Below are 12,178 nucleotides of genomic sequence, written 5' to 3'. Positions count from 1 at the left end.
GTCTAACCCAAGCTGTTGCCCACATTAAATCCATCGGCAATTTTGATGAAATTCTTCTTCCCGCACGACGGCGGCACCCGCCGCGCGCTGAAAGCGCAAGCCGGGTGCCGCCGTCGTTCTTGGCAAGGGGGCTAGCGGCCCAGTTCCGCCGTGGGGACCTTGAACGTCTCCTTGGCCGTTGAGGCCGAGACGGCGGCAATGATGCAGATGACTCCGGTGAAGATGCTGATCTGGACCCACCCGCCGGGCTTGATTCCGCCCATGGCGGCAACAATGGCGGGTGCAAAGCCTGCCATCAGGAAGCCGATCTGGGTGCCAATGGCGAGGCCGGAAAAACGGACCTTGGTGCTGAACATTTCGCCGTAGAAGGATGGCCAGACGGCATTGGCGGCAGCGTAGCCGCAGGCAAAGTAGACAATCGAGACAAGGAACATCAGCGGCACGCTGCCCGATTCCAGGGACAGCAGGAACAGCGGGGTCATGACCGCGCTGGCCAGGGCGCCGTAAATGAAGACAGGCTTGCGGCCGATCCGGTCCGCGAGCTTGCCGAACATCGGTTGGGTAAACAAGGCCACAAAGTTGGCGGCGACCACCAGCCACAGGGTGATGGTGTTGTTCACGTGCGCCACGTCCTGGGCATACTTGATGGCCAGGGCGCCAAAGACCGTGCTGACGGCAGCAATGAACGCGCAGCAGATAACCCTGACAACGTCGCGCCAGTGGTGCTTGAGCAGTTCGGCAATGGGCAGCTTGGCAATCTGGTCGTTCTTCTTGGCCTCCGCAAACGCGGGCGGCTCGGCCAGGGACCTGCGGATGAAGAAGGCAATGACCACCACGATGGCACTGACCCAGAACGGGATGCGCCAGCCGATGCCGTACTTGATGTCGTCCGGGAGGGCAACCACGGGGATGAAAATGAGGGCCGCCAGGATTTGCCCGCCCTGCGTGCCGGTCAGCGTCCACGAAGTAAAGAAGGAGCGCTGGTGGTCCTGGGCGTGTTCGAGCGTCAGGGACGAAGCCCCTGCCTGCTCACCGGCTGCGGAGAGTCCCTGGCACAGGCGGGCCAGCACCAGCAGGATCGGCGCCAGCCAACCCACCGTGGCAAAGTCCGGCAGGCAGCCAATGATGAATGTGGATCCGCCCATGAGGACCAAGGTGAAAAGCAGGACCTTTTGCCGGCCGATCTTGTCGCCAAAATGGCCCAGGATGACAGCTCCGAAGGGCCGGGCAACGTAGGCAAAGCCAAACGTGGCAAAGGACATGATGGCGGCGTTGGCATCTGCGCTGGGGAAGAAGACGTGGGGGAAGATCAATGCCGCGGCAGATCCAAAAATGAAGAAGTCGTAGTATTCGACCGCGCTGCCCAGGAAGCTGGCCAGGGCTGCCTTCTTGGGAGTCCCTTCAGTGGGGGCCAGGCCTCGCTCGCTGAGGCGCATTGTTTGTTTCATCGGATTCCTTTGTGTGACTGCGGTGTCTCAAAATACTGGCGTGTTGCGTAGTTCAAAGTTTTCGCGGCGTTTCCACATTGTGGCAACGACTTGTGCTATGTAGAAATCATGACCGTGACTGGCGTCACTTGTCAAGGATTACTTTCACCATCTAGTCACAGCTCCCACCATGTGGCAACATGGAACCATGACTGTGACTGAGGACACCAAGACTGACATGATCGGCAAGGCGCTGGGGCTGCTGGTGCTGCTGGGCTCGGAGCCGCGGGGGGCCAGTGCCTCCGAACTCTCCAAGCTGGCCGCCCTGCCGTTCAGCACCACCTACCGGCTGCTGGGCTCACTGACCCGGGACGGCTTTGTTGACTACGAACCGGACGGCCGGCTGTACCGGCTGGGCCTGCGCGTCTTCCAGCTGGGCCAGCAGGTCTCCAACCACCACGGCTTTGCCGGCACTGCCATGCCCATCCTGCAGCGGGTCACCGACGTGACGGGCGAGGCAACCATACTTTCCGTGCGCGACGGCGAACGGCACCTCACCGTAAGCAAGGTGGACGGACCCCAGACATTCCGCGTTACCAGCGATCCAGGCCACCTGGGCTTGCTCCACACCACCTCCGTGGGCAAGGCGCTGGTGGCCTTCGCGGCGGATGCCGACCGGACCCGGCTGGTGGAGGAGCTGGAACTCAAGCCCCTGACCGCCAGGTCAATTACGGACAGGGACACCTTCCGTGAAGAGATTGCCCGGGTGCGCAGCCAGGGCTATTCCGTCATGGACGAGGAAAACGAACTGGGCATGCGCGCGGTGTCCGTGCCGGTACTCAATGCCCAGGGCGTTGCGTTTGCCTCATTGGCCATTGCGGCCCCGATATTCCGGCTGACCATTGAACAGATGGTGGCCCATGTTCCGCTGCTGAAATCCGCCGCCGCCGAGCTGTCCGTCAAATTGCCCGTCAGATAACTTTTCACGATGTTCAAGATGTGAACATCTGTACAAAATACGAACAAGTGTTGTAATGTCATTCATGTCACCGGAGCGTCCGCCGGACGGACCCACCTTCCCGGCCCGCGGTGACAACCCCAAAGGAGCCATGCGCATGAGTATTCGAGCCGAGTCATATTTGTTGGGGCTCATCGGGGAAGGCGTCCTGCCCTCCCTGTCGCCGGCCCTGCACGAACGCGAAGCCGACCGCCAGGGACTGCGCCTGCTGTACCGCCCCATCGACCTGCTGGAACTTGGACTGGCCCCCACCGCCGTCGGCGACTTGCTGGAAGCCGCCGCCCGCATGGGCTTCAACGGCCTCAACGTCACCCACCCCTGCAAGCAGCTGGTGCTGCCCTTCCTCGATGAGGTGTCCGAGGACGCCCGCAGGCTTGGCGCCGTCAACACCGTGCTGATCCGGGACGGTGGCTTTATTGGCCACAACACCGACTTCTCGGGCTTCGGCGGGGCCTTTGCCACCGGGCTGCCGAACGCCCCCGTGGGCCGCGTGGTCCAACTCGGCGCCGGCGGGGCGGGCTCGGCTGTGGCGTACGCCCTCCTCAGCGCCGGGGTGCAACACCTGGACCTGGTGGACATGGATGGCGGCCGGGCCGTCAGCCGGGCTGAAGAACTTCAGGGCCTGTTCCCGGACCGCACAGTCTCCGGTGGCGGCATTGGCGGGCTGGACATGCTGGTGCCGGGCGCCGACGGCCTGGTGAACTGCACCCCCATGGGCATGAAGGAGCACCCCGGCGCCTCCTTTGACCTGGAATTGCTGACCCCGCACCACTGGGTGGCCGACATTGTGTACCGGCCCATCGAGACTGAACTGGTGCAGCATGCACGCAAGCGGGGCTGCCTGGTCCTCGACGGCGGACGCATGGCCGTGGGCCAGGCGGCGGACGCCTTCCGGTTGTTTACCGGCAGGGACGCCGACGCCGACCACATGCGCACCCACTTTCTGGACATGGTTGAACGCGAAGGCAGCGCAACAGCGGCCACCAGCCATGGAACCCAGCCGCTGCTCAGCGGGGCGGCCGGCTGATGCGCACCGGAATCGCCACTGTCTGCCTGTCAGGCACGCTCGAGGAGAAGATGGCCGCCTGTGCCAGGGCCGGCTTTGACGGAATTGAAATCTTTGAACAGGACCTTGTCACCTCCGCCATGAGCCCGGAGGAAGTCAGGAGCCGGGCGGCGGACTTGGGCCTGTCCCTTGACCTCTACCAGCCCTTCCGGGACTTCGACGGCGTGGACGATGAACAGCTCTCAGCCAACCTCCGCCGGGCCGCTGCGAAATTCACACTCATGGACAGGCTGGGCATCGACACCATCCTGGTGTGTTCCAACGTGGCCACCGCCACGCGCGGGGAGGACGACGTCCTCGCTGCGCAGCTGGCCCAGTTGGCGGGCCTAGCCGGGGACCACGGCGTCAAGGTTGCCTACGAGGCGTTGGCCTGGGGCCGGTATGTCAACGACTTTGAGCACGCCCACCGCCTGGTCCAGGCCGTGGACCACCCCAATTTGGGGACCTGCCTGGATTCCTTCCACATCCTCTCCCGCGACTGGGACACCGCCCCAATTGAAAAGCTGGAAGCCGGAAAGATCTTCTTTGTCCAGGTTGCGGACGCCCCCAAGCTTTCCCTGGACGTGCTGTCCCTCAGCCGCCACTACAGGGTCTTTCCCGGGGAGGGCCAGTTCAACCTCGCCAAGTTCATGGGGCACCTGGCCCGCACCGGGTACGACGGTCCCGTCTCCCTGGAAATCTTCAACGACGTCTTCCGCCAGTCCGATGTCACGAGAACCGCCGTTGACGCAATGCGTTCCCTGGTTTGGCTCCAGGAGCAAGGCGCCGCCTGGCTGGCGTCGGCAGGCGAAACGGAACGGCTGCCCCTGCGCATGGCCACGCTCCCCCGGGTCCCCGAGCCCACCGGGTTCAATTTTGCCGAGGTCAAGGCCGCCAGCACCCCTGCCGTGGAGACACTGCTGGGACACCTTGGCTTCACGTCCGAGGGGCGACACCGCACCAAGGACGTCCAGTTGTGGACCATGGGCCAGGCGCGCGTGGTCATCAACGAGGCAGCCCCGGAGAGTGCGGAGCCTGCCATCTCGGCCCTTGGCTTCGACGTCGAGAATCCCCTGCTGGCGTCATCCCGGGCCCAGCAGCTCCTGGCCCCGGTGGTTCCCCGCAAGTCGCAGGCGGACGAGGAAGTCTTCCAGGGCATCGCCGCCCCCGACTCCACGGAAATCTTCCTGTGCCAGGGCAGCGCCGACGGCGCGGCGGCGTGGACAAGCGAATTCGGCCCCGGCGCCGCCGGACGGGGCGGCAGAAGGCCGGGGGCTGTCATCGACCACGTGAACCTGGCCCAGCCATGGCAGCACTTTGACGAAGCCGTGCTGTTCTACACCAGCGCCCTGGCGCTGGAACCCCAGCCCTTCGCGGAGGTGCCGAGCCCCACAGGCCTGGTCCGCTCCCAGGTCATGGACACCTCCAACCGCGGCGTGCGCCTTGTCCTCAACCTGGCCCCGCTCATCCAGCAGGGCGACGGCGTCCACAAGAGCTACCAGGAACACATCGCCTTTGCCGTGGACGACCTGGTTGCCACGGCACGCGCCGCCAGGAAACGCGGCCTGAAATTCCTGGACATCCCGGAAAACTATTACCAGGACCTGGCGGCCCGCTTTGACCTGGAACCGGACTTCCTGGACACCCTGCGGGAGCTGAACCTGCTCTACGACAGGGACGCAGACGGCGAATTTCTGCACTTTTACACCGCCACGGTGGGCAGCGTGTTCTTTGAAATGGTTGAGAGGCGCGGCGGCTACGACGGTTACGGCGCGCCCAACGCGCCCGTCCGGCACGCAGTCCAATACGGCCTGCGGCATTCCAGCGCCTGATGCACGGCCAAGCCACAACACGAATTTGAACCCAACCACCCAGCAAACAACCACCCAGCAAACAACCACCCAGCAAACACAGGAAAGGAAGGCACCATGACCAGCCCGCGGCAAAACACCCAGCAGGAAATGAGCGCCGAGATCCAGGCCATTGCCTCCACGTACCGCCAGTCCCTGGCAGCAGGTGCTGCACCCTTGACGCAGCCCAGCCTGGACTACGCCCCCTACAGGAGCAGCATCCTGCGCCACCCAACCAAAAACCTGCACCACACGGACCCGGAAACCATTGAACTTGCCTCCCCCGCGTTCGGCCACCAGGATGTCAGCCCCCTCGAGGCGGACCTGACCATCGTCCACAACGGCGAACCCCAGGGCGAACGCATCAAGGTGGCGGGCAAGGTGCTCGACGGCGACGGCCGCCCCGTGGCCGGGCAATTGGTGGAAATCTGGCAGGCCAATGCGGCGGGCCGGTACATCCACAAGCGCGACCAGCACCCGGCCCCCATCGACCCGAACTTCACGGGCGTGGGCCGCTGCATCACCGGCGCGGACGGATCCTACGCGTTCACCACCATCAAGCCGGGCGCGTACCCGTGGAAGAACCACATCAACGCCTGGCGCCCGGCGCACATCCACTTTTCACTCTTCGGCAGCGAGTTCACCCAGCGGATCATCACGCAAATGTATTTCCCCGGGGACCAGCTCTTTCCGCTGGACCCCATTTACCAATCCATCGTGGACCAGGACGCCCGGGACAGGCTCGTGGCCACGTACAACCACGAGCTCACCTCCCCCGAATGGTCCCTGGGCTACAACTGGGACATCGTCCTGACCGGCCCGAAGCGGACCTGGACGGAAACTGAGGCACTCGGCGAGGACGGCGAACACCATGGATAATCTCACCCCAACCCCAGGCCAAACTGTGGGGCCCTTCTTCGGCTACGCCCTGCCCTTTGAGAAGGACAACGAGCTCGCCGCCCCCGGACGCCCCGGCAGCATCCGCCTGCAGGGCACTGTCACCGACGGCGCCGGAGCTCCCATCCCGGACGCCATCCTGGAGATCTGGCAGCCCGATGCGGACGGCAACGTTGTCGCCGAAACAGGCTCCCTGGTCCGCGACGGCTACACCTTCACCGGCTGGGGCCGCGCCTCGACAGGCAACACGGGCAGGTACACCTTCACCACGGTCAACCCCGGCGCCACCCGCCCCGGAGCGGCACCGTTCATCGCCGTCGTGCTGTTTGCCCGCGGGCTCACCAACCGCCTGTTCACCCGGATCTACCTGCCCGAGGACACCGCGGCCCTCGCCGCCGACCCCCTGCTTGCTTCCCTCCCGGAGGAGCGCCGGTCCACCCTGCTGGCCAGCCGCGAGCCCGACGGCGGCCTGCGCTGGGACCTGCGCCTCCAAGGTGACGGCGAGACCGTGTTCCTGGAGTTCGACGGCGCCCGGCACGCCCCAGCCCAGGGAGCGTGAGGTCCGTGCCCGGCACCTTTGGCCTGCTTTCCCCCGCCACCGCCGACCCGCAGCTGAGGTCGCTGACGGACGACGACGCCGTGGTGGCGGCCGTGCTCGCGGTTGAATCCGCGTGGGTCGCGGTCCTGGAAAATGCGGGCCTGGCCCCGGCCGGCTCAGCCGCCTCGGTCCAGGAAGCGGTGCGGGAAGGCTCCTTCGACGCCGCGGAACTGGCGGCGGCCGGGCAGGGAGGGGGGAACCCCGTGATCCCCATCGTGGCGCGCCTGCGCACCCTGGTGGCCGGCCGCAATGCGCCGGCGGCTGCTGCCGTCCATGCGTCGCTGACCAGCCAGGACGTGCTCGACACCGCCCTGATGTGGCTGGCCCGGAAGGCCGTGGCCCCCCTCCGGGAGGACGTGGCGGGTGCCGCTGCGGGACTGGCCGGCTTGGCCAAATCCCACCTCGACACGCTGCAGGTGGCACGGACGCTGACCCAGCATTCCCTGCCATCCACCTTTGGGCTGAAGGCGGCGCAATGGTTCCACGGGCTCGCGTCGGCTGCAGCACGACTGGACGCCATCGAGTTCCCGGTGCAGTTCGGCGGGGCGTCCGGGACGCTGGCTGCCGGCTCCGTCCTGGCCGCCAGCGCGGGCACGGATCCTTTCACGCTGGCCGATTCCTGGGCCCGTGAGCTGGGCCTGGCTGCGGCGCCGGCGCCGTGGCACACCAACCGGGCCGCCGTGACAGCCCTGGGTGACGCCCTTGCCTCCCTGTGTGACGCGGCGGGGAAGGTCGCCAACGATGTGCTGCTGCTCAGCCGTCCGGAATTTGGCGAGCTGGCCGAGCCCCGGGCCGCGGGCCGCGGCGTTTCCTCGGCCATGCCGCAGAAGCAAAACCCCATCCTGTCCGTGCTGGTGCGCAGTGCGGCCCTGGCAGCCCCCCACCATGCGGCACAACTGCACCTGGCGGCCGCCCTGTCCGTCGACGAACGCCCTGACGGCGCCTGGCACAGTGAGTGGGCCGCACTGCTGTCCCTCCTACAACTGGCTGGCGGCGCCCTGGCCGCCCTGCGCGAAGTGGCCTGCGGCCTGCAGGTTTTTCCGGCCGCCATGCGCCGCAACCTGGGACTCAGCGGCGCGCTGCTCTTGAGCGAGGCAGTCAGTGCCGCCGTGGTGCCCCTGCTCAGCGACGGGGGCGGCAGCGCCGGCGGCAGGGAACTGTTCCAGGCCGTGGTGGACCGGGCCCTGGCAGCACCCGCCGGGGACCAGGGGGCGGAATTCGCCCGGCTCCTGCGGGACGCCGTGCCGCGGCATGCACTGTCCGATGCCGGGCTGGACGCCTTGCTGGATCCTGCCGGCTACCTGGGTGAAAGCCGTGCAATTGTCACACGAATATTTGCCGCCCACCCCCAGTGGGCGCCGGAAGGAACCAGCCATGAGTGAGGCAAGGGAAATGGTCGTGGACACCCGCGTGCCCGCCGTCAAGGCGGTGCTGCTGTCCCCGCAGCGGCCCCTCGGGCAGCACCCGCTGCTGGTGGTGGGCTGTTCACTGGGCACTTCCTCCGTGCTGTGGGAGCACGTGGGGGCCCTCCTGGGCGGCGGCACAGGCGGCGGGACAGGCGGCCAGAACGACGGCGGCACCCCTGTGGACGTGGTTGCCTGGGACCTGCCGGGGCACGGGGTGTCCCCGGCCTCGGAGTCGCCCTTCACCGTCGCCGGGCTCGCGGAAGCCGTCATCACACTGGTTGATTCGATCGCCCCGGGCGCACAATTCCACTACGCCGGCGTCTCCCTGGGCGGGGCAGTGGGTTTGCAGCTCGGAATTGACCACGGAACGCGGCTCCTGGGCCTGTCCGTGCAGTGCTCCGGGCCCAAGCTCGGCTCACCCGAAGCGTGGGCCGAGAGGGCCAATACCGTCCGCACCCAGGGCACGCCCGTCATGATCCAAGGCTCGGCCCAGCGCTGGTTTGCCAAGGGGTCCATGGACCGCGACCCCGTCCTGGCCAGCCGGCTGCTCCATTCCCTGCGGGACGCCGACCGCTTCAGCTACGCCCACTGTTGCGGCGCTCTGGCCGGCTTTGACGTCCGCGGCGAACTGGGCCGGATCAGGGTGCCGTTCCAGGCCGTGGCCGGAGAGGAGGACACCGTGGCGCCGCCGGAGATGGCGCAGGCCATGGTGGACGCCGTCAACGCCACCCCCAACGCTCCCTCACCAAACGGGGCGCTTTCCGTGACCCTCCCGCATGTTTCCCACCTGGCCCCGGCCGAAGCGCCCGGCGAAGTGGCCCGGCTGCTCCGCAGCCTGATCGAATGGAACCAGCCATGACCGCCACAACAGCACCCCAGCCCGGCAGCGCCGGATCCGAAGACGTGCCGCCCCAAGGCGCAGTCACGCCGGAGGCCACCACGGCGGAGGTGTACCGCGCCGGGTTGGCCGTCCGCCGCGAAGTGCTCGGGGACGCCCATGTTGACCGGGCCGGCGCGGCCATGGACGGCTTCACCGCCGACTTCCAGGACATGATCACCCGCATCGCCTGGGGGGGCATCTGGACCCGGCCGGGCCTCAGCCGGCAGATGCGCTCCGCGGTGACCATTACCGCCATGGTGGCCCACGGCCACTGGGAAGAACTGGCCATGCACCTCCGGGCGGCGCTGCGCAACGGACTGTCCCGGGACGAGATCAAAGAGATCCTGCTCCAAACCGCCATCTACTGCGGGGTCCCCTCCGCCAACACGGCCTTCAAGACCGCCCAGGAAGTCTTTGCCGGCCTCGACAACGAGCCGGCCGAAGCAGCCACCCAGAAAGACGAACTGCCATGAACCACGCGTACCTTTACGACGCTGTCCGCACACCCTTCGGCAAATTTGGATCCACCCTGGCCGGGGTCCGCCCGGATGACCTGGCCGCACACGTGGTCCGGGAATCCGTGGCCCGCGCGCCCCGGCTGGACGTAACCAGGATTGACGAGGTGGTGTTTGGCAACGCGAACGGCGCCGGGGAGGAAAACAGGAACGTGGCACGCATGGCCACCCTGCTGGCCGGGCTGCCCACCTCCATCCCCGGCACCACGGTCAACCGCCTGTGCGGCTCCTCCCTGGACGCGGCCATGATCGCATCCCGCCAAATCAACGTCGGCGACGCCGAGCTGGTGCTGGTGGGTGGCGCCGAGTCGATGAGCCGGGCGCCGTGGGTGCTGCCCAAGACGGAGCGCCCCTTCCCGGCCGGCGATCTGTCCCTCTCCTCCACCACCCTGGGCTGGCGTTTGGTCAACCCGGACATGCCCGGCGAATGGACGGTGTCCCTGGGCGAGGCCACTGAGCAGCTGGGCGAAAAGTATGGGATCACCCGCGAACGCCAGGATGAATTTGCCGCCCGCTCCCACAACCTGGCGGCTGCAGCCTGGGACGAAGGCTTCTACGACAACCTCACCACCGTGGTCCCGGGCACGGAGCTGCTGCGGGACGAGGGCATCCGACCCGGCTCCACCGCTGCGAAACTGGCCGGGCTGAAGACGGTCTTCCGGAACGAGGAGCTGGGCGGCACTGTCACGGCGGCTACCTCCTCTCCCCTGTCCGACGGAGCCTCCGCAGCCTGGCTGGGCTCGGAGGCGGCCGCCAGGATCCTGGGGCTGGACCCGCTTGCCCGGATCGCCGGGCGAGGCGCCAGCGGCGTGGACCCGCAATTCTTTGGCTATGGGCCCGTCGAGGCCGCAAACCGGGCCCTTGCAAAGGCGGGAATCGGCTGGGAGCAGGTGGGCGCCGTCGAACTTAATGAGGCCTTTGCCGCGCAGTCGCTGGCTTGCATCGATGCCTGGGGCATTGACCCGGAGCTCGTGAACCGTCACGGCGGGGCCATCGCCATGGGGCACCCGCTGGGCGCGTCCGGCGCCCGCCTGCTGGGCACACTGGCCCGGAGCCTGCAGGCTAGCGGGGAACGCTGGGGTGTGGCCGCGATCTGCATCGGCGTGGGCCAGGGCCTGGCCATTGTGCTGGAGAATGTCAGCGCACCCATCAACGCGGCGAAGAACTAGGGGAAGCCAATGCCCATTATTGCAAACTCCGCGGCCGAGGCCGTGGCCGGCATCGGGGACAATTCAACCGTGCTGATCGGCGGTTTCGGCAATGCCGGCCAGCCCATGGAACTTATCGATGCCCTGCTCGACGGCGGCGCCACCGGCCTGACCGTGGTGAACAACAACGCCGGCCAGGGCGACGCCGGCCTGGCACTGCTGATCAAGGAACGCAGGGTCCGCCGGATCATCTGCTCCTTCCCGCGGCAGTCCGACTCCTGGCACTTTGACGCCGCCTACAGGGCCGGGGAGATCGAGTTGGAGCTTGTCCCGCAGGGCAACCTGGCCGAACGGATCAGGGCCGCCGGGGCAGGGATAGGCGGCTTCTTCACGCCCACCGGCTTTGGCACCATGCTGGCCGAAGGCAAGGAAACCCGGGTGATCGACGGCCGGGGCCACGTGTACGAGAGCCCCATCTACGCCGACTTCGCCCTCATCAAGGCGCTGACGGCCGACCGGGCGGGCAACCTCATCTACCGCAAGACCGCCAGGAACTTTGGGCCCATCATGGCTGCCGCGGCCACGGCCAGCATCGTCCAGGTAAGCAATATTGTCGACACCGGCGGGCTCGACCCGGAAGTCGTCGTCACGCCCGGCATTTACGTCAACACGATCGTCCGGATACCCGCTGCGGCGCCGGAAAGGGAAGAGGCAAGGCCATGAACACCCAGGCAGCAGACGTTGCGCACAGCGCCACCCGGCTGGGACGCGAGGAACTGGCCGCCCTGGTCGCCTCCGACATCAAGGCCGGCTCCTTCGTCAACCTCGGCATCGGCCAGCCCACCCTCGTCTCCAACTACCTCCGCCCCGAGCAGGCCGTCACGCTGCACACCGAAAACGGCATGCTCGGCATGGGGCCAGAGGCCCACGGCGACGACATCGACCAGGACCTGATCAATGCCGGCAAGATTCCGGTCACCGAACTGCCCGGGGCATCCTACTTTCACCACGCCGATTCCTTCGCCATGATGCGCGGGGGCCACCTGGACGTGTGCGTGCTCGGGGCGTTCCAGGTGTCAGCAGGCGGCGACCTGGCCAATTGGCACACCGGCGCACCCGACGCGATTCCCGCCGTCGGGGGTGCCATGGACCTGGCCACGGGAGCCAAGGAGGTTTACGTCATGATGAGCCTGTTCGCCAAGGACGGCTCCGCCAAGCTGGTCCAGGCTTGCAGCTACCCGCTCACGGGCGTGGGCTGCGTGACAAGGGTTTACACCAATGAGGCTGTTTTCCACCTTGGGGCCGAGGGCGTGCAGGTCAGGGAAACGTTCGGCACCACGCTGGCGGAGCTTCAGGAACGCGTCCCGGTACCCCTGACGGCGGCGCTAGGATAA

General features: G+C 66.9%; 12 protein-coding genes. 11 read left to right on the top strand and 1 reads right to left on the bottom strand.

All coding sequences use genetic code 11. The annotated features are described in order from the left end of the window. Nucleotides 1-131: 131 nt before the first annotated feature. Complete coding sequence (locus tag LPN03_RS08735; RefSeq protein ID WP_165182412.1) at nucleotides 132-1,448, bottom strand: MFS transporter; 1,317 nt, start codon at nucleotides 1,446-1,448, stop codon at nucleotides 132-134. Nucleotides 1,449-1,635: 187 nt separating this feature from the next. Here LPN03_RS08735 and LPN03_RS08730 point away from each other — a divergent pair, with 187 nt between their 5' ends. The 11 genes from LPN03_RS08730 (at nucleotide 1,636) to LPN03_RS08680 (ending at nucleotide 12,178) form a co-directional block, all read left to right on the top strand. Then, the gene (locus tag LPN03_RS08730) at nucleotides 1,636-2,406 is read left to right on the top strand and encodes an IclR family transcriptional regulator (RefSeq protein WP_165182411.1); all 771 of its coding nucleotides are present in this window, start codon (nucleotides 1,636-1,638) and stop codon (nucleotides 2,404-2,406) included. A 136-nt stretch (nucleotides 2,407-2,542) separates the two neighbouring features. Then, entirely contained in the window at nucleotides 2,543-3,472 is a 930-nt protein-coding gene (locus LPN03_RS08725; protein ID WP_165182410.1) for a shikimate dehydrogenase, read from the top strand. Then, nucleotides 3,472-5,322 carry a bifunctional sugar phosphate isomerase/epimerase/4-hydroxyphenylpyruvate dioxygenase family protein gene (locus LPN03_RS08720; protein ID WP_262453917.1) on the top strand — a complete coding sequence of 617 codons (1,851 nt, stop codon included), beginning with the start codon at nucleotides 3,472-3,474 and terminating at the stop codon, nucleotides 5,320-5,322. The genes LPN03_RS08725 and LPN03_RS08720 overlap by 1 nt, the downstream gene beginning before the upstream one ends. A 96-nt stretch (nucleotides 5,323-5,418) precedes the next feature. After that, entirely contained in the window at nucleotides 5,419-6,219 is an 801-nt protein-coding gene (gene pcaH, locus LPN03_RS08715) for a protocatechuate 3,4-dioxygenase subunit beta (protein ID WP_262453916.1), read from the top strand. Next, complete coding sequence (gene pcaG, locus LPN03_RS08710; RefSeq protein ID WP_262453915.1) at nucleotides 6,212-6,796, top strand: protocatechuate 3,4-dioxygenase subunit alpha; 585 nt, start codon at nucleotides 6,212-6,214, stop codon at nucleotides 6,794-6,796. The genes pcaH and pcaG overlap by 8 nt, the downstream gene beginning before the upstream one ends. 5 nt (nucleotides 6,797-6,801) lie before the next feature. Next, nucleotides 6,802-8,217 carry a lyase family protein gene (locus LPN03_RS08705; RefSeq protein ID WP_262453913.1) on the top strand — a complete coding sequence of 472 codons (1,416 nt, stop codon included), beginning with the start codon at nucleotides 6,802-6,804 and terminating at the stop codon, nucleotides 8,215-8,217. Beyond that, on the top strand, nucleotides 8,210-9,100 hold the full coding sequence (locus LPN03_RS08700; RefSeq protein ID WP_262453912.1) for an alpha/beta fold hydrolase: 891 nt from the start codon (nucleotides 8,210-8,212) through the stop codon (nucleotides 9,098-9,100). The genes LPN03_RS08705 and LPN03_RS08700 overlap by 8 nt, the downstream gene beginning before the upstream one ends. Then, nucleotides 9,097-9,594: a 4-carboxymuconolactone decarboxylase gene (pcaC, locus tag LPN03_RS08695; protein ID WP_262453911.1), complete on the top strand. Its 498-nt coding sequence runs from the start codon at nucleotides 9,097-9,099 to the stop codon at nucleotides 9,592-9,594. Before LPN03_RS08700 ends, pcaC begins: the two co-directional genes overlap by 4 nt. Then, a complete protein-coding gene (locus tag LPN03_RS08690; RefSeq protein ID WP_262453910.1) occupies nucleotides 9,591-10,805 on the top strand; it encodes a thiolase family protein in 1,215 nt (404 codons plus the stop codon). The genes pcaC and LPN03_RS08690 overlap by 4 nt, the downstream gene beginning before the upstream one ends. Nucleotides 10,806-10,814: 9 nt before the next feature. Then, complete coding sequence (locus LPN03_RS08685; protein ID WP_262453909.1) at nucleotides 10,815-11,507, top strand: 3-oxoacid CoA-transferase subunit A; 693 nt, start codon at nucleotides 10,815-10,817, stop codon at nucleotides 11,505-11,507. Next, nucleotides 11,504-12,178: a 3-oxoacid CoA-transferase subunit B gene (locus LPN03_RS08680; RefSeq protein WP_262453908.1), complete on the top strand. Its 675-nt coding sequence runs from the start codon at nucleotides 11,504-11,506 to the stop codon at nucleotides 12,176-12,178. Before LPN03_RS08685 ends, LPN03_RS08680 begins: the two co-directional genes overlap by 4 nt.

It is taken from the genome of Arthrobacter sp. A2-55, from assembly GCF_025548615.1.
In the GTDB taxonomy this organism is placed as follows: domain Bacteria; phylum Actinomycetota; class Actinomycetes; order Actinomycetales; family Micrococcaceae; genus Specibacter; species Specibacter silviterrae.
The sequence above is the reverse complement of the archived record's forward strand: the minus strand, read 5'-3'. Positions and strand labels throughout refer to the sequence as shown.

Bases quoted from the DNA above. Each gene is read 5' to 3' on its own strand.
- LPN03_RS08735 (WP_165182412.1), bottom strand. From the start codon at position 1,448: ATGAAACAAACAATGCGCCTCAGCGAGCGAGGCCTGGCCCCCACTGAA.
- LPN03_RS08730 (WP_165182411.1), top strand. From the start codon at position 1,636: ATGACTGTGACTGAGGACACCAAGACTGACATGATCGGCAAGGCGCTG.
- LPN03_RS08725 (WP_165182410.1), top strand. From the start codon at position 2,543: ATGAGTATTCGAGCCGAGTCATATTTGTTGGGGCTCATCGGGGAAGGC.
- LPN03_RS08720 (WP_262453917.1), top strand. From the start codon at position 3,472: ATGCGCACCGGAATCGCCACTGTCTGCCTGTCAGGCACGCTCGAGGAG.
- pcaH (WP_262453916.1), top strand. From the start codon at position 5,419: ATGACCAGCCCGCGGCAAAACACCCAGCAGGAAATGAGCGCCGAGATC.
- pcaG (WP_262453915.1), top strand. From the start codon at position 6,212: ATGGATAATCTCACCCCAACCCCAGGCCAAACTGTGGGGCCCTTCTTC.
- LPN03_RS08700 (WP_262453912.1), top strand. From the start codon at position 8,210: ATGAGTGAGGCAAGGGAAATGGTCGTGGACACCCGCGTGCCCGCCGTC.
- pcaC (WP_262453911.1), top strand. From the start codon at position 9,097: ATGACCGCCACAACAGCACCCCAGCCCGGCAGCGCCGGATCCGAAGAC.
- LPN03_RS08690 (WP_262453910.1), top strand. From the start codon at position 9,591: ATGAACCACGCGTACCTTTACGACGCTGTCCGCACACCCTTCGGCAAA.
- LPN03_RS08685 (WP_262453909.1), top strand. From the start codon at position 10,815: ATGCCCATTATTGCAAACTCCGCGGCCGAGGCCGTGGCCGGCATCGGG.
- LPN03_RS08680 (WP_262453908.1), top strand. From the start codon at position 11,504: ATGAACACCCAGGCAGCAGACGTTGCGCACAGCGCCACCCGGCTGGGA.